The sequence below is a fragment of the Rouxiella sp. S1S-2 genome (assembly GCF_009208105.1).
Classification (GTDB): Bacteria; Pseudomonadota; Gammaproteobacteria; order Enterobacterales; family Enterobacteriaceae; genus Rouxiella.
Genome location: NZ_WFKL01000001.1, coordinates 3,420,925 through 3,439,040 on the forward strand (window position 1 = coordinate 3,420,925; position 18,116 = coordinate 3,439,040).

Below are 18,116 nucleotides of genomic sequence, written 5' to 3' on the forward strand. Positions count from 1 at the left end.
CCCCAATTATTTCGCGAAAGAGACCCCGGAAATGATTAAAAATAAATCACTTTGCGCCCCTACTAGTAATCATTAATCAACCCCTTCTCAAACTCCCCACCGTTCTTGCTGAATCTTTTCACCAAGTGATAATCTCCTCCTTCTTCTAGAACTGGCGGCAAGTCATTGTCAACAACAATGATTTGGAAGCGCCTATTTTCTACTCGAGCCTTACTCACCAAACCAAGGAATTGCTTAAATATATTGTTGTAGAGGACTGGGTCTGAGAGGGCTGAGTCATCATCCTTTCTTCCTCTTCGTCCTATATTTTGACCAGGTGTGTCTACCATCAGGAAAGTAGGGAGATTTCCGGCAGTAGAGAGTAAATACTCCATCCTAGATACAAATCCTCCGATAGATGTGATGGTTCTTACGCCGCCGGAAGTTGTGTTGTAATAACTTATATCGCGAAAGTGAGGAATGAATTTATCATTTACATATACGTCATGTACGTTTTGAAGTCCGCTATCGGAAATGTATTTTTTAAATATGCCGCTCAAGCTAGACACTACTTCATCAAGTCCCGTGAGCCCGTCTTCCACCGATTTTATATTGCGCTTTAGTGCAAAAATGACTGAGTTTTTATCGTGAATTCCTTTTGATATATCAGAATATTTGTTGTTGATCGCCAAGTCTCTTTTGGCTGAAGCGATGCTAACCTTTACCTCGACCTTTGCACGTTCAAGCGCTTCGATAGAGGATAAAAGAGCAGATATGTTCTCTATGTTAAATTTGTCGAAGTCAACAGTTAACGTGCCTAGTCTCTTTGATATCTCAGTTTCTTTGTCCATAAGCTCTATCTTTTTAGACCAAATACTTTCTAGTGCTACGTGCACTCCAGAAAGTCTATTCTTAATCGACTTTATTTCTGCTTCTATATCGCTATCACTAAGTTGAGGAGACGCTAAGCTGATCTCACTAGAGCAAAGTGGGCAAGGAAGGGTAGTATCTATAATGTTGCGATTAGATATAGAGGTTCTTGTAAGTTTGGATATATTTAGAGACTCCAGATCGCTCTGGTATGTATTCTTTAGGTTGGAAAAATTCTTATGTTGTTTCTCTAATTCTAGACGCTCTGACTTCAAATGAGAAAGGCTTGATCTCATCTGCACGATTTCGCGCGCCATTTCAAGGGAAACAGCGCTAGAGAACTCATAGTCTGCCTTTAACTTTTCCGCACTTTGTTCCAGTTCGCTAAGGGCAAGTTCTTTTGAAGTGATAAGATTATCACTATCGCTCTGTCCTTTGGGGGTGATATTTACGTCACATAAAAATTTTGAGATGGTAGTTTCAGAAGCTTGCAGGTGGTGTAGAGCTTGTGTCTCCATCTGAAGCTCTTTGTTCAGCAGGGCTAACTTGTCGTCGTGAATGTTGTAAACAAACTTCTGAACTTCAATGTTTTTATTGAACACTGTGGGATTGCCGTAATTCAATAAGCTATCAGCGCCAACTTTTGTTTGTTTTAGGTACATTAATTTCATCAAGTCACGGAAGCTGAGTCGATCAGAGTTCGCCTCATCACGGTACCGAGACTCTTTGATGCTTACTTTAGGAATCCCTAGAGCATCCAAAATAAAATCAGAAATCCAGCCGTCGGGAAGTGATTTTTGCGAGTCGGCAGATAAAAGCATTGGGTATGTCGTCAGGATTAATGAATAGGGAACTCGATATGCCTTCACTGGAGCCGATGAGTCTAAAATAGGCCGTTCGAAGGTGATTACATTACCGTTAAGGTCTACCTCTAAGTATGCGGTTCTACCTTTAGCCAAAATCTCACCATATGTGAGGGTGTCATTACTTCCTCCTAGGCAGTAATCAATCAGATTCAGAATACTAGATTTACCACAGTCCATGTCCCCCCAAATCAAATTTATACCATCTTCAAATGTTGCCTCATACGAGGTATCCATTCCGTGGATAACAATTTTCTTCACAAAGATATAAGGGCTGTTTTCCGCATTCATTTGCTAAGAACTCCTTTATAAAGCACGCTGAGAGACTTGCTCACCAGCGGCTTGAGTAAGCCTATATTAATTTGCCAAATGGGTGGGGCTATCATTGCTTCGGCAAACTTTTTATTAGTCGATGCGACGAGAAAATCATCTCCCTCGCGTGTGATTTCTAAGTAGCCTTCGCTTTCTAACACTAAAACACTTTTCAAAAAATCCTGATAATCTTGGAATGCGCCGTAGCCAATATTGCTTGAGTACAGAACTTCTTTATAAGGTGCTTCCTTCGAAACTCGCTCAAATTTCACGAGAAACTCATGAAATGACTTTGGATTTCTTACCAAAAAATCGAAGAAAGCCGCTTTTTTGATGGATAAAATTTTCTCACCTTTTCTGTTAAATCCTAAAATGCTAACGATCAGCCAGCACCGATAAAGACGCACAAAAAACTCTTCGCGATAATCTATTATCGAAAACATGATGACCTCTACATTTTTGCCAAGATATCTTGGACTCCAATTTTGTCAGACCAAGTAACTTGGTTGGTTAGTTTGTTTGCCAATTGATGAAGTAGTCCCTTCTTGTGCATAAAGTTAATGTAGTTCACGCCACTAACAAGAACTTTAGAGTCTTGCTCCAATAGTAAGTCATGTACTTTAGCAAAGACCTCGTTTGCCTCGAGCTTGCTAGAATGTGCGTTGTAGGATTGTTGGTATAGAGAAAGAACCTTCGTCTGCAGGTCTTGTAGAGTTATCCGGTCCTTTTTATCTGCAGCTTTAGTTATTATCTCTGCGTGAAAGAATGATCCTTTAGCGTCATCAATCCCTTTTTCACCTACGTCCGATAAGATCATTTTAATAACAAATATCTCTTTCTCGTATGAGTTTGATTCCGGTTTGAATACTGTTGTCGCTAACTCGGACATTGTAAAATCATAAATTCGGCTTTTTAGGAATTTAGCTACCTGAGCACAAACAAAATCATTAGGGTCAGATGGTTTGCAAATGGATATATGGTCATGATCAACCACAAATTTATCTGATTTTTTTACAGTAAACGGCAAAGCACTAACCTCGTCGACGCATTCATCATGCAGTGCAATATAGTACTGCGCTTTGGGGAGGCTCTCTTTTGTATCTATCCAAGCATTGTTTAGTGCATCGCTATACGCATTTAATGGCTGAAGCTCTTTGGCATTAAGATTGAATGGACCCAGCAAATATCCAGCAATGGATCCTTTGTGAGGTACTGCGAGAGATAGATAACCAATTGGCTCAGGTGTATCTCCTTTTTCATGGTTTAAAATATAGTCTTTAACGATCAGTCCTCCCAGGCTGTGAGCAATAAATATGACACTGTCATAGCTATTTAGATTGGTCCTGACATAGGTACTTAGCAGTTCACTAATTCGTCTGATGGGTTGGTTCTTCTTAACTTTCCCTGAGCCGAAACCGACTAAACCGAGCAGCCTAACCACCGTAGCAGAATCAAACAAACTGGCAATCTTCGTATAGTAATCAAATTCATAAAAATCATAAGCTTGATCGATTTCATAATCAGCGCTTAGAAAGTCCGAAAAACTAACTCCGTTGTTATTCTTCCAAGTCCCTTCGCCTCCTGTAAACCCGTGTACAAAAACTACGCAACTTTTCTTCATGTTTACTCCGTGTCGCTAGGGAATTTCTCTAGGGGTGAATCTAACGATTAAGAAAAAATGGGTAGATTTATTGTGTATTGGAAGTATTAAGCCCCTTTTTCCTCTTTATCTAAAGTAAGTTACAATCAATTCCTGCACACTTCAATTGTCAAAACAACAATTTCAGTTTCACAAAGGTTTCCCTTTGTGCGTAACTAAGTAAAACAGTTTTTTTGGTCCATTTTGAAGAAAAATGCGAGGCAAATGAATCATCGCCCAAGAGTGGTCCTGTTGTTAGTAGACCAGTTTTAGTTCCACGCACTTTTTGAGATTTCCGGTTTCTCAGCCATCAGCCGGTACTCTTCCGGTGTCAGGTTATTCCGGGATTCATGAGGCTGTTCGCTGTTATATTCAGCCAGCCAGCGCTCGGTGATTTCCCGCGCTTTATTCAGCTTTCTGAACAGATAAAATTCAGTATTTCTGTCCTGTACGTACGGTTGAACCGTTCGATAAAGGTATTCTGCGTTGGCTTGCCAGGCATGATAAATTCCACTATCGCAACATACTCTTCTGCACAGTGTGCCAGTGTCAGCGAGACCAGCTCCGGACCGTTAAGCGCATACCCTGAATCACTTAAAGTGTAACTCTCAGGGTTCGAATGACTATATATGGCACTGAGCCGACAGTTAAATCTCTTTGGACACATTTTCACATAGGATAGACATCTTCGACGTTCCCTCTAGCTACGCTTCATTTTTAGTGAGTAAGAAAGGAACGATCACCCATGCCACAGAACGCTCATACCATATTTACGTAACCCACAACTATTGGTGGTCATTCTGGTGGTCTTGACAGAAAGGGAATTCAGGTTTAGCTTGTTTATTAGCCACTTACTGGCAAAGGCGATCCCAGTCAGAGGAGCCAAATTTAGAGAAGCCCGCTTAAGGAAACTTAAGCGGGCTTTTTGCATTTTACGTTCACCTTCGGCATCCTTGCCCGAAATATATAGCGTTACGAACGCAGTGCCACAGCTTCCTCGTTTTTACACGCCGAGCGTTTGTGATGCACGATACGGCTGGTGAACAGTACGGCTAGCGTTAACAGGCCCGTAGCAATGATTTCAGGACGGTGTTGCGGGTTGAACAGCATAGCGATGAGTATTCCGATGATGAACGCCATGGTTGCCCAGGTCAATCCGGGGAATAACCACATGCGGTAACTCAGTGTTTCACCGCGTGCCTCACGTTTTTTACGCAACACCAGATGTGAGGCAGCAATCACCAGATATACCAACAAAGCAATGGCGCCAGAACTTGCCAGCAGGAACTCAAAGACTGCTGCGGGTGCCAGATAGTTGCAAATCACCGCAATGAATGCCGCTGCAGTCGAGGCGATGACGGCAATCCACGGCGTACCACTTCGCGTGGTGCGTGAAGCGGCGGCGGGCGCATCCTGACGGCGTGACAGCGAATATAGCATGCGTGATGCTGTGTAGAGTGCAGAGTTGAGGCAGCTACAAACAGCTACCAGCACCACCACATCGACAATTTGACGCGCATAGGGAACATTCATCATTTCCATTGCTGTTTGATATGAACCCGATTTCATCAGCGAAGGCGTATTCCACGGCACCAGTGCAACCACGATGAAAATAGACAGCAGATAGAACAGCGTGATACGCCAGATAACCGAGTTGGTCGCTTGTGTGATCTGTTTTTTCGGCTCACGCGATTCGGCGGCGGCGATAGTGACAATTTCGGTGCCCATAAATGAGAACATCGTCGTCAGAATGGCCGCCAGTACCGCACTAATGCCGTTTGGCATAAAGCCCTGCGTAGCATAAAGGTTTGAAATACCCTGTGTACTGCTTCCCGGCATGAGACCCAATATCGCCAGACTGCCCGCAATCAGGAAGGCAACAATGGCAACCACTTTCAGTAGTGCAAACCAAAACTCAAATTCGCCGTAATTCTTCACGCTAAACAGGTTGGTCACTGTCAGGAAGGTAGTAATCGCCAGTGTGTATTCCCAGATTTCAACCTGCGGGAACCAGCCGTACAAAATCGTCCCTGCGGCGTTAGCTTCTAGCGGGATAACCAACACCCAGAACCACCAGTAAAGCCAGCCAATAGTGAAACCTGCCCAGCGCCCCAATGATTTGTCGGCGTAGGAGGAGAAGGATCCAGAATCGGGTGAGGCAATAGCCATTTCAGCCAACATGCGCATAATCAATACCACCAGTGCGCCAGCCGCGATGTAAGCCAGTAACACGGCGGGGCCCGCTTCGGCGATCGCATGGCCGGAGCCGACAAACAGTCCGGCACCAATAACACCGGCAATAGATAACATCCGTACATGACGCGGCTTTAGGCCTTGCGCCAGCACATCGGCATTCTGTGAACTCATTGTTATTCTCCAGATTGTCTCTCGGGTTAGGCACTTTACCGCCCGCCGGCGGCAGGTGAGTCGCCCAGACCGCAGTGCGGGCTGGGTAACCTGGGGGAGGCCTATGAATCTTGATAGGCGTTCAATATGCCGCTGAGGATGTCCAGCGCCTTGCTGAACTGCGCATCAGGAATGGTGAGCGGATAGAGGAAGCGAATCACGTTGCCCTGTGGACCGCAGGTCAACAGCAGTAAACCTCGTGCCATTGCCTGTTGTTGAATTGCCTGAGCCGTTTTCGCCTGTGAAAACTCCACGGCGACCATCGAGCCCAGCGCGCGGATATCGGTGATGGCGGAACAGTTAGCACGCGCACTGCTCAGGAAATCGACCAACTGAGCACCGAGTCGTATGGAGCGTTCACAAAGCTGCTCTTCGGCAATAACATCAAGCACCGCATGCGCCGCCGCGATTGCCAGCGGGTTTCCGGCGTAGGTGCCGCCCAGGCCACCGGGACCCGGTGCGTCCATTATTTCTGCGCGACCACTTACCGCCGACAGCGGCATACCGCCTGCCAAACTTTTCGCCAGGGTGATTAAGTCAGGTTTGACATCGTAATGGTCCATCGCGAAGAGTTTCCCGGTACGGGCAAAGCCGGTTTGCACCTCGTCGGCAATCAGCAAAATTCCGTGTTCATCGGCCAGATTACGTAGGCGGATAAAGAACTCTGGCGGAGCAATGTGAAAGCCCCCCTCCCCCTGCACCGGCTCCAGCACAATCGCCGCCACGTCTTGCGGTGCAATATCCTGCGTGAAGATATCCTGCAGGCTGGCAAGAGCATCTTCAACGCTGATGCCGGTTACCCCATTCGGATAACGCGCATGCCACACTGATGCCGGCATCGGACCAAAGTCGCGTTTATAAGGCGCCACTTTGCCGGTCATTGCCATGGTCATGAAGGTGCGGCCGTGAAAGGCGTTGCCAAAAGTAATAATGCCGTGACGACGTGTTGCCGCGCGTGCCACTTTAACGGCATTCTCTACCGCTTCGGCACCGGTCGAAAAGAAAGCGGTTTTAGCTTTCCCGGCAATGGGCACCACACTGTTGATGCGTTCTGCCAACGCAACATAGCTCTCATAAGGCGTGACCTGAAACGCAGTATGGGTAAATTTGTCTAACTGTTCGACAATCGCCTTAACGATGCGCGGGTGGCGATGGCCGGTGTTCAGCACCGCGATACCGCCAGCAAAATCAATCCAGCTGTTGCCCTCAACGTCATGCAGCGTGGCGTTCTCTGCCTGGTCGATATACCATTGGCAAAGATTTCCGGTGCCGCGTGGGAGTGCGTCATCTTTGCGTTGTTGCAACTGGCTGTTTTTATCTTCCATCACTTTTCCTTAACAATAAGTGTCTTTACAAATCACGACAAACACGCTTATTTATGCCTGTGCTAAGGTTTGTTGCCAGAGCCACTTCCCTAGAAAAGGAGGGATCCAATTGCGGAGTTTGTACGCTGATCATGTATTAGAGCGTTTGAGGTGTTTGCCGGAAGGAACGTTGCAACAGCGTCTGTTGACATGTATGCAGGCTGCAATTGTTGAGGGGATATTTCCACGCGCCACGCGATTACCGGCTACGCGCGATTTGGCGCGCGAACTGTCGGTTTCTCGTAATACCGTTCTCAACGTGTATGAAAATTTGATGTCACAGGGTTACGTCACAGCACGAACCGGTAGCGGCACCTGGGTAGCCGAGACGCTGCCGGAAAGGTGTTTAAATAGCCCACGCAGTGACTGTCTCAGCCTACCGCTGGTGGCTAAAAGGGCTGCCATCTCCAAGCGCGGCGCATCGTTGCTGGGCCACGCCAATGCCTCGCCGTATCAATGGGGTGCCTTTGTGCCAGGTGCACCCGATGTCACCCAGTTTCCACATAAACTTTTTAGTCAAATTCAGGCGCGGCTTAACCGAGAACCCGACATAGACAGGCTGATCTACAGCAGCAATGGCGGTTGTCCGCATCTGCGTCAGGCCTTGGCGGAATATCTCAACGTTGCGCGTTCGGTGCGGGCCGATGCCGACCAAATTATCATCACCGAAGGCATTCATCAGGCTGTGGATTTGGTGACCCGCGTGCTGTGCGATCCCGGCGATCTGGCATGGATTGAAGAACCAGGCTATTGGGGAACTCGCAATCTATTGCGCATCAACGGGCTGAAAATTCAGGCAATGTCCGTGGATGAACAAGGCATTATCCCTCATTTACCGTCGCGAGCGAGTGTCCCGAAAATGGTTTTTGTTACACCGTCACATCAATATCCACTTGGCGTACATCTGAGCCTTGAACGGAGAAAACAGCTACTGGATTTGGCGCGCAAGCATAAAACCTGGCTAGTGGAAGATGATTATGACAGTGAATTTCGCTTTGCCGGTCAGCCCTTTCCTTCACTGCAAGGTTTTGAGCCGGATGCGCCGGTCATTTACATGGGCACCTTCAGTAAAACACTCTATCCGGCACTGCGCCTCGGTTATCTGGTGGTGCCAAAAGCATTAGCGCAACCTCTGCGTGTGGCAGCGGCGGAGCTATATCGAGGTGGGCATCTGCTGGTGCAGCGTGCGCTGGCAGAATTTATTCAAAAAGGGCATTACGTGGCGCATATACGCCGTATGCGCAAACTCTACAGCCAGCGACGCCGCTTTTTGGCCAGTCTGATTGAACGCTACCTCGGCGCAGATTTTATGCCGCAGGTGAATCATGAAGCGGGTTTGCATTTGGTGATAAACCTCCCTGCGAGCTGCGACGATGTGGCTGTTGCCGCTCTGGCACTTCAGCGTGGCGTTAAAGTACGGCCTTTGTCGCAATATTATATGCATCAGCAAGAGCGACGCGGACTGCTGTTAGGTTACGCCTGCGTAGATGAACGCCAGTGCCAGGATGCGTTCGGCGTGCTTAGGGCGTGTTTGATTCAATTGGAGATCGTCGGCCGCTCGGAAAGTCTGAACTCGCGTGCCTGCGGTGAATGAAGCAAATACTGCGATAGAAAATTTTCGACGTCTAACAGCACGACAACAATCGCTATTTGCCTAAGGATGCGCCTTGCAGGCGTTGAGACGACAGTTTAGATAGCCCCTCACTGCCTGCGCCTCCATTCCTCTACCACATCACCCAAGGTTTTTTGAGTATCATTTTTTATCCAGGCCATAAAATCACGATCGAACCGAAAGCTCTCCCCGCATTGCTCAACCAGGAAGCGACGCACGTTCTGTGTGTTTTTATAATTTTTATCCACGATCGTCGCACGAGTAAGAACTGCACTGTGCCAGTCTAGCTCCATCGTTCCGGCTCCTCACTAATAAAGTTAAATTTGAGTATAACGTGTTCCCTTGTACTTTTAGATTTGTTCGCAATACTATCAACTTAACTTTTACAGCAGGCAGGAGAGCCAATGAAATTGTACGGTATGCTGGATTCACCCTACGTTCGTCGCGTGGCCGTTTCGCTTGAACTTTATGGTGTGAAGTTTGAACATCGTCCGTTGTCGGTGTTTACTCATTTTGACGAATTCATCAAAATCAACCCGGTCGTAAAAGCACCGACCTTAGAGCTGGAAAATGGTCAACGTTTAATGGAATCAACGCTGATTATTGACTTCTTCGAAACGCTGGCGGCGCCCGAGCATAAGCTTCTGCCACAAGGTGCAGAGAGGTTGGCCGAAGATTTACAGCTTTTAGGACTGGCGCTGGCGGCCTGCGAAAAAGCGGTGCAGTTCGTTTATGAACACAAGCTGCGGCCCGATGAAAAACAGCATCAGCCTTGGGTTGATCGCGTTACCCAGCAGCTACTGGCCGCCTGTAAAGGTTGGGATTCTGCCCTGGCGGCAAGAAAGGCATCCGAGCGCATCGACCAAGTTTCAGTGACCACCGCCGTGGTCTGGAGCTTTATCCAGTCGAAAATCCCGCAAGTGTTTGCCGACTATGACTTCCCGCATATCGTAAAGCTCACAGAGCAAATGGAAGCACTGCCGGCGTTGCAGAAATACCCTTATCGTTAATGCGTACAGCGGATGTGCAATTTACACCGTAAAACCCTAGTGAGTGCCGTCTGGAAGGTCGACCTCAAGCCGAAGCTTTCCCCCTGCTGCCTCAATGTGGCGTTTCAGGGAAGAAATTCGAGGTCCCTGCCAGGCTTTGCCATGCCCGCTTCGGTGGGCTGCTTAATGCCTACAGCCAGTGCCATTTCAACCTGCGTTTTCTGCACCCGCTCACGCAGCTCACCATGCTTAATGCTGATTATAATTTCTTCTGCGCCAGCCTGCGCTTTTGCGACAACGTCCGATTTCTCTTTCGCCAACATCTCTTCAAGTGTTTACCCATAACAACCGCTCCTGATGAAGGTTTTTTTAGGCGTGTCATGGACCCAATGTCTGCAATTTATCGGCATAGGGTCTGGAATGGGTATTCCAGAAAAGCGCACTCACGCGTATCGTAGAGGCAAACTCATCAAGGTTGTTGATGCAACGAGGTAAAAAATGAACGACAAGGGCGAGGTCCGAAGCGTAAAATAAAATGAAAATGTGCGTTAGATCACGTTTTTATCTGCTACGCTCTATGCCTTATCGCGCTTTTGCCGATAAGGAAAGCACGCTAATCTGGTTGCAAAATCTTCGCAGAGTTCAGCCTCGTGGCCTGGGTTCAAATTACTGCTAATCCATTTTTCCTGGTTTTTAATTTATGCAAACAACGATGTCTTCTCGCTCACAGGGTTGGTTCAGAGTACTGAGTCTGACACTGGCAGCATTTATCTTTAATACCACTGAATTTGTGCCCGTGGGTCTGTTGACGGATATTGCACAAAGCTTCTCAATGACCGCGGCACAGGCTGGCATAATGCTTACCGTGTATGCGTGGGTCGTGGGTCTGTTCTCGCTGCCGTTGATGCTGTTAACCGGTAAACTGGAACGTCGCAAGCTGCTCATCGGCCTCTTTGTGGTGTTTATTGCCAGCCATATTCTCTCCGGCTTTGCCTGGAGTTTTATGACGCTGATGATTTCGCGTGTGGGCATTGCGCTGTCACACGCCATTTTTTGGTCGATCACCGCGTCGTTGGCGCTGCGCGTTGCCCCTCCGGGCAAAAAAGCGCAGGCGCTGGGTCTGTTGACCACCGGTACTGCGCTGGCAATGGTACTGGGATTGCCGCTGGGCCGCGTCATCGGGCAGCTTCTTGGCTGGCGCAGTACGTTCCTTATTATCGGAGCCGTTGCCCTCGTCACGCTGATCTTGCTGGCAAAACTGCTGCCGCCGCTGCCGAGCAACAACTCAGGCTCGTTAAAAAGCGTGCCAGAACTGTTTAAACGCCCGGCATTGATGCTGATGTATCTGCTGACGGTGATCGTTTTTGCCGCGCACTACACGGCGTATAGCTACATCGAACCCTTCCTGCAGAAGGTGTCGGGGATTGGTGCAAACTTCACCACGCTGTTGCTGCTGCTATTTGGATTGGCGGGCATCGTGGGCAGCTACCTCTTTACCCGGTTGAACCACAAATTTCCGTCTGGCGTGCTTATAAGCGCCGTTGCGGTGCTGTTCCTGAGTCTGGTACTGCTGCTGCCGCTGTCGTTTAACACCAACAGCCTGGTGATATTGTCGCTATTCTGGGGCATGGCCATGACCATGATTGGCCTGAGTCTGCAGGTTAAAGTACTGTCGATGGCATCGGACGCCACTGACGTTGCCATGTCGCTGCTGTCGGGTATCATTAATATCGCGATTGGCGGCGGTGCGCTGCTGGGGAGTCAGGTGAGTATCTACCTGAATATGTCGGACGTGGGCTTCATCGGTGGCGCCTTCGCCCTTGTAGGTCTTGGCGTTGCTATTTACACCCTGCGCCGCTACGGCAAGCAGTTTGCCGATTCGGCAATGACCGAAGGCAGCGTCCTGCACTGATTCATTCAGCTTTACTCGGGCAGTGTGGCGGTAACAATACGCCACACTGCCTAGGTACGCGGCGTTTTAGTTGCTCGTATTTCAACCGTGCCGTTATTCCAAAATTGCCATCGCGCTCAGTTCGTCGGTGACCAATCCGCTAATCCAGCCGCCTTTAAGCGCCGCGCGTATCGCACGATGCTTCTCCTCCCCGCCCGCCAGAGCAATAACCGGTTTATCCGGCTTTGACACCAAGCTTACGCTGGTCAAACGCGCGTTAAGCTCACTGTCGATTCGCTGCCCGTCCGCCCCCATAAAGTGCCCGACCATTTCTCCCACTGCGCCAGAAGCGGTGAGTTTTTCAACCTGATCCAAGGTGATAAACCCGTCCAGATGAAGCGGACAGTCGGCTGCAATAGTGCCAATGCCGGTAAAAGTAACGTCTGCCTGGCTGGCTTTTTCACTCACGGTGCGATAAATACGGTGATTACACCAGCCTTCGCGGTCCTGTTCGCTGTCGGCAAATAGCGGCGCGGGCAAAATGAAATAGCGCCCCTGCGTTTTTTCGGCCATCAGTAAAGGAACGTCGTAGCGAGTACAGGAGCCGTCGGCGGCAATCGCGCCTATAAGAGAAACACTGCTGTGCTGCGGGCAGTTAACATCGTCCAATTCATCAATCGCGGCTTTCAAGGTTCGACCCGAGCCCACGCCGATAATGGTTGGCTGCTCACGGCGAATAAACTGTGCCATCACTTCTGCGCCGGCTACGGCAATTGCGTGCAACAATCCTGCTTTACTCATTCCCTGCGTCGGAACCACCTGACACAGGCTCAGGCCATAAATATCGCGGAGCTTTGCCTCGAGCGCCATGCAGTGACCGACCGAGTGTGAAATATGTACGCTGACCAGCCCACTTTCGATAGCACTGGCGACCAGTCTTTGTGCCACCTGCCGCGAAACGCCTAACGCTTCGGCTATCTCATGTTGCGTCTGACCACCAACGTAATACATCCATGCTGCCCGCGCGGCCTGGTCCAGTTTTTTATCATTTTTACTCATCGCTGACCTCCGCCTTCCCCGAATTGATGGCACATTTTATCGGTATTCATCATTTCCGGTGATGAGATTTTACTAAAAGATAACAATTTTGTGAGTTAAAGCCCATTTAACGAGCAAAAGTTTATTTATGCTGAATGTCATTGAGCAAAAGCCCACAGCAAGAGCTTAAGCCCTTAACGGTAACCTTAGCATTATTACTCTCACGGAGCAGACTATGAATCACTCTCAGCCCAAACAGTCCGCAGTATGGCTGCATATTGGCGCAGGATCCTTTCACCGCGCGCACCAGGCCTGGTATCTGCACCGCCTGATAAAGACGGGTGATGAGCAATGGTCGATTGCGCTTGGAAATATTCGTGACGATGCTGCCCCGCTGCTGAATACGCTTGCGGCCCAACAGGGTGAATACGTGCTTGAAACGGTAACCCCGGCCGGTGAGCGTCATTATGAAACCATTACCTCTATCAAAAAAATCATTCCGTGGGACGCTGAGCTGTCGCAGCTGATTGCCCAAGGTGAGAAGCCCGAGACGCGGGTCATCTCTTTTACCGTAACTGAAAGCGGCTACTACCTCGATAATCAGTTTAATCTTGACCAAACACATGACGATATTCGTGCCGACCTGCAGGGGGAATGCCGCACTATTTATGGCGCAATCAGCCATATCCTGCAACAGCGCCAACGCAGTAACGGCGGCCCGGTGACGCTGCTCAACTGCGATAATCTGCGCCACAACGGCAGCCGTTTCCATCAAGGTTTACTGCAGTTTCTTGCGCTGCGTCAAAAGCCCGAGCTGCTTCAGTGGATAGCCGACAATACGTCTTGCCCTAATACTATGGTCGACCGCATCACCCCGCGTCCTTCACCTGAAGTGGCCGTGCGCGTTGAGCAGCACATGGGAAAAGCTTCTCGGGCGCCGGTGATGGCCGAAGCCTTTATTCAGTGGGTGATTGAAGATAATTTTATCGCCGGGCGTCCTCGCCTTGAAAATGTTGGCGTCGAGATGGTTGAGTCGGTACTGCCTTATGAAGAGGCAAAAATTCGCATTCTCAACGCCAGCCACAGTTGCATTGCCTGGGCAGGCACGTTGATAGGTCAGCAATACATTCATGAAAGCACGCAGACCGAGGCGATTAAAAAGATTGCCTACCGCTATGTCACCGAGGATGTGATACCCAGCCTTTCGCCAAGCCCGCTAAATCTCCAGGACTATCGTGATGTGGTGCTTGAGCGCTTCAGTAACCCCTATATTCAGGACACTAATCAGCGCGTTGCCGCCGACGGTTTCTCAAAAATTCCCGGATTCATCACCCCCACGCTGATTGAGTGTTATCAGCGCGGTGAAACACCCGAGGCCACCAGCCTGCTGCCCGCACTGTTCTTTGTATTTATGCACAAGTGGGCGCTAGAGCAGCTACCGTATGAATATCAGGATGGCATTTTAGACCCGCAGGCCGTAAAACAGATGTTTGCGGCTAAAGACCCTGTCGCCGTTTATGCCCGCGACGGCAAACTCTTCGCAGAACTGGCTGAAAAATCCGAATTCGAGGCCCTGCTGCGCCGTTCTATTGCAGGCGTTTACGCGTGGCTTGAGTCTGTAAATGCAGGCTAACAGGAGCAAGACATGTATTTAGGACTGGATTTAGGCACGTCCGAAATCAAAGCGCTGGTGATTGATAATCAGGGCAAAGTGCTGGCCACCGCCGGTGAAGCGCTTGAGGTTCAACGCCCGCATCCGCACTGGTCTGAGCAACATCCTGCGCAATGGTGGCAGGCCACGCAAAACGTGGTCACTACCCTGCGGGAAAAGCTGCCGCATGAATGGCCGGAAATTAGCGCCATTGGCCTGTCAGGGCAGATGCACGGCGCGGTGCTTTTAGGCCGGGAAGGCGACGTGTTGCGCCCTGCAATTTTGTGGAATGACACACGCAGCGCCAAAGCGTGCCAGCAGTTGACACATAGCGCGCCGGAGCTGCATCGAATTACGGGTAATCTGGCGATGCCGGGTTTCACCGCCCCCAAACTGCTGTGGGTAGCGCGCTATGAGCCAGAAATTTTTAGCCAAATAGCCACGGTACTGCTGCCGAAAGATTATCTTCGCTGGAAAATGAGCGGCGATAAAGTGTCAGACATGTCGGACGCTGCCGGTACGCTGTGGCTCGATGTCGCCAAACGCGACTGGTCAGATACGCTGCTCGACGCCTGCGGCCTGACCCGCGACCAAATGCCGCGCTTGGTAGAAGGCAGCGAGGTTTCAGGCTATCTCAACCGCGATATCGCCCGCGCATGGGGATTAAAAAACCAGGTCGTTATCGCAGGCGGCGGCGGTGACAATGCCGCCAGCGCCGTCGGCATCGGCGCCGTTGAACCCGGCGATGCATTTATTTCACTCGGCACCTCGGGCGTACTGTTTGCAGTAAACGAAAAATTCAGCCCCAATCCGCAATCCGCGGTGCACGCCTTCTGTCATGCGCTACCCCAGCGCTGGCACCAGATGAGCGTGATGCTGACCGCGGCCAGTGCGCTACGCTGGTACTGCCAGTTAATTGGCAGCAACGAAACCACGCTGCTGGCGGAAATCGCCCTGCTCACCCAGGCCGAAAAACGGCAGGCTCCGCTGTTTTTACCTTATCTATCAGGTGAACGTACACCCCACAACGACCCTGATGCCGTCGGTGCATTTCACGGCATGACCCATAGCACACAGCGTGCTTCGCTGGGTTATGCGGTGCTCGAGGGCGTGGCTTTTGGCATGGCCGACGGTCTCAGCGTACTTAAAGAATCTGGCACTGAACTGTCGAAATGTTCGTTAGTTGGCGGCGGTGCACGCAGTCACGAATGGGCGCAGCTGATTGCCGATGTGCTTAATCTGACCATCACCACCCATCAGGGAGGAGAAGCCGGTGGTGCATTGGGCGCGGCACGGCTGGGCTGGCTTGCCGTCGGAGGTGAAGTTAAAGAAGTGTGCCGCAAGCCTGAAATAAAACAAACCTTTCTGGCAGATTCTGCGCGTCACCAGGTATTGCAGGTACGTCTGGCAACCTGGCGACAGCTCTATCAACAACAGCGGGAGCTGCGGCGATAGTCACCTAACGTCTCGATAACGCCAGGGACGATATCACACCCCGTTTACCTCGAACTTAACCTACAACTGAGAGAGCAGCGCTCTCTCAGAGGAGCATGCTATGCAAAATAAACAGGCCCACTGGTTTGGCTTGCCGCTTAATTTACTGTGGGGATACATCGCTATCGCCGTGTTTATGAGCGGTGACGGCTTTGAAATGGCATTTCTGTCAAAACACATCACTGACATGGGATTCACCCCCGCCGAGTCGGCGATGGTGTTCACCGTCTATGGTCTGGCCGCGGCAGTGGCGGCATGGAGCTCCGGCGTAGTAGCTGAAATTATTACCCCACAGAAGGCCATGCGCATTGGCTTTATATTGTGGATAGTCATGCACACCCTGTTTATGCTGTTTGGATTAGGGATGAAGAATTACCCGCTGATGCTGCTGTTTTATGGTATTCGCGGGCTGGCGTATCCCCTGTTTATCTACTCGTTCGTGATGCTGGTGGTGCAAACGGTTCCCAAGCAGCAGCTCTCTTCAGCGATGGGCTGGTTCTGGGCCATGTACTCGATTGGTATCGGCTGTATCGGCAGCTATTTGCCTAGCTTTACTATCCCGATGTTTGGCGAAACCGGCACGCTGTGGTTCGCGATTGCCTGGGTCGCCATGGGTGGGATCATGGCCCTGACGCTGCTGCGCAACGTGGGTACTGTCAGTGAAAAAGCGAACCTGACGCCGAGGGAAAAGCTCACCGAATTAACGCGTGCGGTGACGATTCTATTCACCAACAAGCATATCTTTATGTCATGCATGATCCGCATCATCAACACCCTTTCACTGTTTGGATTCGCGGTAATCATGCCGATGCTGTTTGTTGGCCGCCTTGGATTTAGCATGTCAGAGTGGCTGCAAATTTGGGCCGTGTTCTTCTTCGTGACTATTTTTACCAACATAATGTGGGGCATTCTTGGCGAGAAAATTGGCTGGCTGCGTCAGGTGCGCTGGTTTGGTTGTATCGGCTGCGCTATCTCCAGCCTGGCTTTTTACTATCTGCCGATGCATTTTGGTCACAACTTTTGGATGGCATTGGTTCCCGCCGTCATGCTCGGCATCACCGTGGCAGCGTTTGTGCCGATGACTGCCGTTTTTCCGGTTCTCGAGCCAAAGCACAAAGGCGCAGCCATTTCGATTTATAATCTTTCAGCCGGTCTGAGCAACTTTGTCGCGCCCGCCATTGCCTCAATAGTGCTGCCGTTCTTCGACATTGTCGGCGTAGTATGGGTTTACACCGGTCTTTATCTGGTGGCGGCAGTACTAACGCTGCTGGTGAAAGTCGAGCAGCCTGGGCACCATAAAGTCCCCGCAGTTGCGATTAAAAATGTTGAATCAACGCCATGATTTTGGTGTCAGCAATTCTTGCTGTCGGATAAAAGCATAAATAAAATGTCGTGCGGCGTGATTCAATGGCTCAAAATACGTCGGGTTATTGCGGGCTATATCGCGCACGACACGTTCATCATAAATCGGTATCTCCATAGCAAATGCTACGCATATTGTCCTGACTTCATGGCGAATATTAACAATTGGATGGGCTTGTTGACGCTCAATTTCACTGACCATCAGGTCCATCGCGTCATAAATGCCAAAACGTTCTGCCAGCGGTTTTCTTAAAAAATTCGACGCGTTGTTTACATTAAAAGGGTGTGAATAAACAGAAGCCCAGCACGGCCTCTTTTTGGAGGTTGACTCTAAAGCCGCTAAATTTTCATGTGGGGTATTATCGGACGCCAGTGTGCCAGTGGGTAAAGGTCGCTTTAATATTGGCTCTTTTGGCACAGTATAAGGGTGATGTCGGTTTCTATTATGGGCTGAAGGCGGTAAAAAAGGTGAAATTATGGGTTGAGGAATGTCAGAAGATGCTGAAGCAATAGCAGGTAATTTGTCACTATTGGCAACTCGATTGATAACGGCCAGCCTAATAGGTACCGCAGGTGCGGTAATGTTCTCAATAGAGAGACTTACTGGCCGTGTAGAACTCACGTTATTTAAGCAGTTATCCATTTT

14 protein-coding genes and 2 pseudogenes are annotated in these 18,116 nt (G+C 49.7%); 6 read left to right on the forward strand and 10 right to left on the reverse strand.

Annotation, left to right across the window (positions count from 1 at the left end; translation table 11 throughout):
• Window positions 1-62 precede the first annotated feature (62 nt).
• The 6 genes and pseudogenes from GA565_RS15745 to gabT all read right to left on the reverse strand — a co-directional run bounded on the left by GA565_RS15745 (window position 63) and on the right by gabT (window position 7,394).
• The gene (locus GA565_RS15745; RefSeq protein ID WP_152199256.1) at window positions 63-2,003 is read right to left on the reverse strand and encodes an ATP-binding protein; all 1,941 of its coding nucleotides are present in this window, start codon (window positions 2,001-2,003) and stop codon (window positions 63-65) included.
• Complete coding sequence (locus tag GA565_RS15750; RefSeq protein WP_152199258.1) at window positions 2,000-2,467, reverse strand: hypothetical protein; 468 nt, start codon at window positions 2,465-2,467, stop codon at window positions 2,000-2,002. The genes GA565_RS15745 and GA565_RS15750 overlap by 4 nt, the downstream gene beginning before the upstream one ends.
• Before the next feature lie 8 nt (window positions 2,468-2,475).
• On the reverse strand, window positions 2,476-3,645 hold the full coding sequence (locus GA565_RS15755) for an ABC-three component system protein (protein ID WP_152199260.1): 1,170 nt from the start codon (window positions 3,643-3,645) through the stop codon (window positions 2,476-2,478).
• 287 nt (window positions 3,646-3,932) lie between these two features.
• Window positions 3,933-4,237 (reverse strand): annotated as a pseudogene (locus tag GA565_RS15760) (transposase); the annotation flags it as partial.
• Between the two features lie 398 nt (window positions 4,238-4,635).
• Window positions 4,636-6,036, reverse strand: coding sequence for a GABA permease (gene gabP / locus GA565_RS15770; protein WP_226951043.1), 1,401 nt, complete (start codon window positions 6,034-6,036; stop codon window positions 4,636-4,638).
• A 95-nt stretch (window positions 6,037-6,131) separates the two neighbouring features.
• Complete coding sequence (gene gabT / locus GA565_RS15775) at window positions 6,132-7,394, reverse strand: 4-aminobutyrate--2-oxoglutarate transaminase (RefSeq protein ID WP_152199263.1); 1,263 nt, start codon at window positions 7,392-7,394, stop codon at window positions 6,132-6,134.
• Window positions 7,395-7,503: 109 nt separating this feature from the next.
• Between gabT and GA565_RS15780 the strand changes: the two genes are divergently transcribed.
• Window positions 7,504-9,027: a PLP-dependent aminotransferase family protein gene (locus GA565_RS15780; RefSeq protein WP_193311922.1), complete on the forward strand. Its 1,524-nt coding sequence runs from the start codon at window positions 7,504-7,506 to the stop codon at window positions 9,025-9,027.
• Between the two features lie 107 nt (window positions 9,028-9,134).
• Here the strand turns inward: GA565_RS15780 and GA565_RS15785 are convergent, their stop codons facing one another.
• Entirely contained in the window at window positions 9,135-9,338 is a 204-nt protein-coding gene (locus GA565_RS15785; RefSeq protein ID WP_152199264.1) for a DUF6434 domain-containing protein, read from the reverse strand.
• 111 nt (window positions 9,339-9,449) lie between these two features.
• Between GA565_RS15785 and GA565_RS15790 the strand changes: the two genes are divergently transcribed.
• Entirely contained in the window at window positions 9,450-10,055 is a 606-nt protein-coding gene (locus GA565_RS15790) for a glutathione S-transferase family protein (protein ID WP_152199265.1), read from the forward strand.
• Window positions 10,056-10,091: 36 nt separating this feature from the next.
• On the opposite strand, the pseudogene GA565_RS15795 reads toward GA565_RS15790, so the two are convergent.
• Window positions 10,092-10,357, reverse strand: a pseudogene (locus GA565_RS15795) (transcriptional regulator).
• A 377-nt stretch (window positions 10,358-10,734) separates the two neighbouring features.
• Here GA565_RS15795 and GA565_RS15800 point away from each other — a divergent pair.
• Window positions 10,735-11,946 (forward strand): sugar transporter, encoded by a 1,212-nt coding sequence (locus GA565_RS15800; RefSeq protein ID WP_193311923.1) that lies wholly within the window; start codon window positions 10,735-10,737, stop codon window positions 11,944-11,946.
• Between the two features lie 93 nt (window positions 11,947-12,039).
• Here the strand turns inward: GA565_RS15800 and GA565_RS15805 are convergent, their stop codons facing one another.
• Entirely contained in the window at window positions 12,040-12,984 is a 945-nt protein-coding gene (locus GA565_RS15805; protein WP_152199266.1) for a sugar-binding transcriptional regulator, read from the reverse strand.
• A 214-nt stretch (window positions 12,985-13,198) separates the two neighbouring features.
• On the opposite strand from GA565_RS15805, the gene dalD reads away from it, so the two are divergent.
• The 3 genes from dalD (at window position 13,199) to GA565_RS15820 (ending at window position 17,450) form a co-directional block, all read left to right on the forward strand.
• Complete coding sequence (gene dalD, locus GA565_RS15810; RefSeq protein ID WP_152199267.1) at window positions 13,199-14,596, forward strand: D-arabinitol 4-dehydrogenase; 1,398 nt, start codon at window positions 13,199-13,201, stop codon at window positions 14,594-14,596.
• Between the two features lie 12 nt (window positions 14,597-14,608).
• Window positions 14,609-16,069, forward strand: coding sequence for a xylulokinase (xylB, locus tag GA565_RS15815; RefSeq protein ID WP_152199268.1), 1,461 nt, complete (start codon window positions 14,609-14,611; stop codon window positions 16,067-16,069).
• 100 nt (window positions 16,070-16,169) lie between these two features.
• Entirely contained in the window at window positions 16,170-17,450 is a 1,281-nt protein-coding gene (locus GA565_RS15820; RefSeq protein ID WP_152199269.1) for an MFS transporter, read from the forward strand.
• Here GA565_RS15820 and GA565_RS15825 read toward each other — a convergent pair.
• The gene (locus GA565_RS15825; protein ID WP_152199270.1) at window positions 17,439-18,113 is read right to left on the reverse strand and encodes a hypothetical protein; all 675 of its coding nucleotides are present in this window, start codon (window positions 18,111-18,113) and stop codon (window positions 17,439-17,441) included. The genes GA565_RS15820 and GA565_RS15825 overlap by 12 nt on opposite strands.
• Between the last annotated feature and the right edge of the window lie 3 nt (window positions 18,114-18,116).

Coding starts and splice junctions, on each gene's coding strand:
- GA565_RS15790 (WP_152199265.1), top strand. CDS start 9,450: ATGAAATTGTACGGTATGCTGGATTCACCCTACGTTCGTCGCGTGGCC.
- GA565_RS15800 (WP_193311923.1), top strand. CDS start 10,735: ATGCAAACAACGATGTCTTCTCGCTCACAGGGTTGGTTCAGAGTACTG.
- GA565_RS15805 (WP_152199266.1), bottom strand. CDS start 12,984: ATGAGTAAAAATGATAAAAAACTGGACCAGGCCGCGCGGGCAGCATGG.
- GA565_RS15825 (WP_152199270.1), bottom strand. CDS start 18,113: ATGGATAACTGCTTAAATAACGTGAGTTCTACACGGCCAGTAAGTCTC.
- xylB (WP_152199268.1), top strand. CDS start 14,609: ATGTATTTAGGACTGGATTTAGGCACGTCCGAAATCAAAGCGCTGGTG.
- GA565_RS15820 (WP_152199269.1), top strand. CDS start 16,170: ATGCAAAATAAACAGGCCCACTGGTTTGGCTTGCCGCTTAATTTACTG.
- GA565_RS15755 (WP_152199260.1), bottom strand. CDS start 3,645: ATGAAGAAAAGTTGCGTAGTTTTTGTACACGGGTTTACAGGAGGCGAA.
- GA565_RS15745 (WP_152199256.1), bottom strand. CDS start 2,003: ATGAATGCGGAAAACAGCCCTTATATCTTTGTGAAGAAAATTGTTATC.
- GA565_RS15750 (WP_152199258.1), bottom strand. CDS start 2,467: ATGTTTTCGATAATAGATTATCGCGAAGAGTTTTTTGTGCGTCTTTAT.
- gabT (WP_152199263.1), bottom strand. CDS start 7,394: ATGGAAGATAAAAACAGCCAGTTGCAACAACGCAAAGATGACGCACTC.
- dalD (WP_152199267.1), top strand. CDS start 13,199: ATGAATCACTCTCAGCCCAAACAGTCCGCAGTATGGCTGCATATTGGC.
- GA565_RS15785 (WP_152199264.1), bottom strand. CDS start 9,338: ATGGAGCTAGACTGGCACAGTGCAGTTCTTACTCGTGCGACGATCGTG.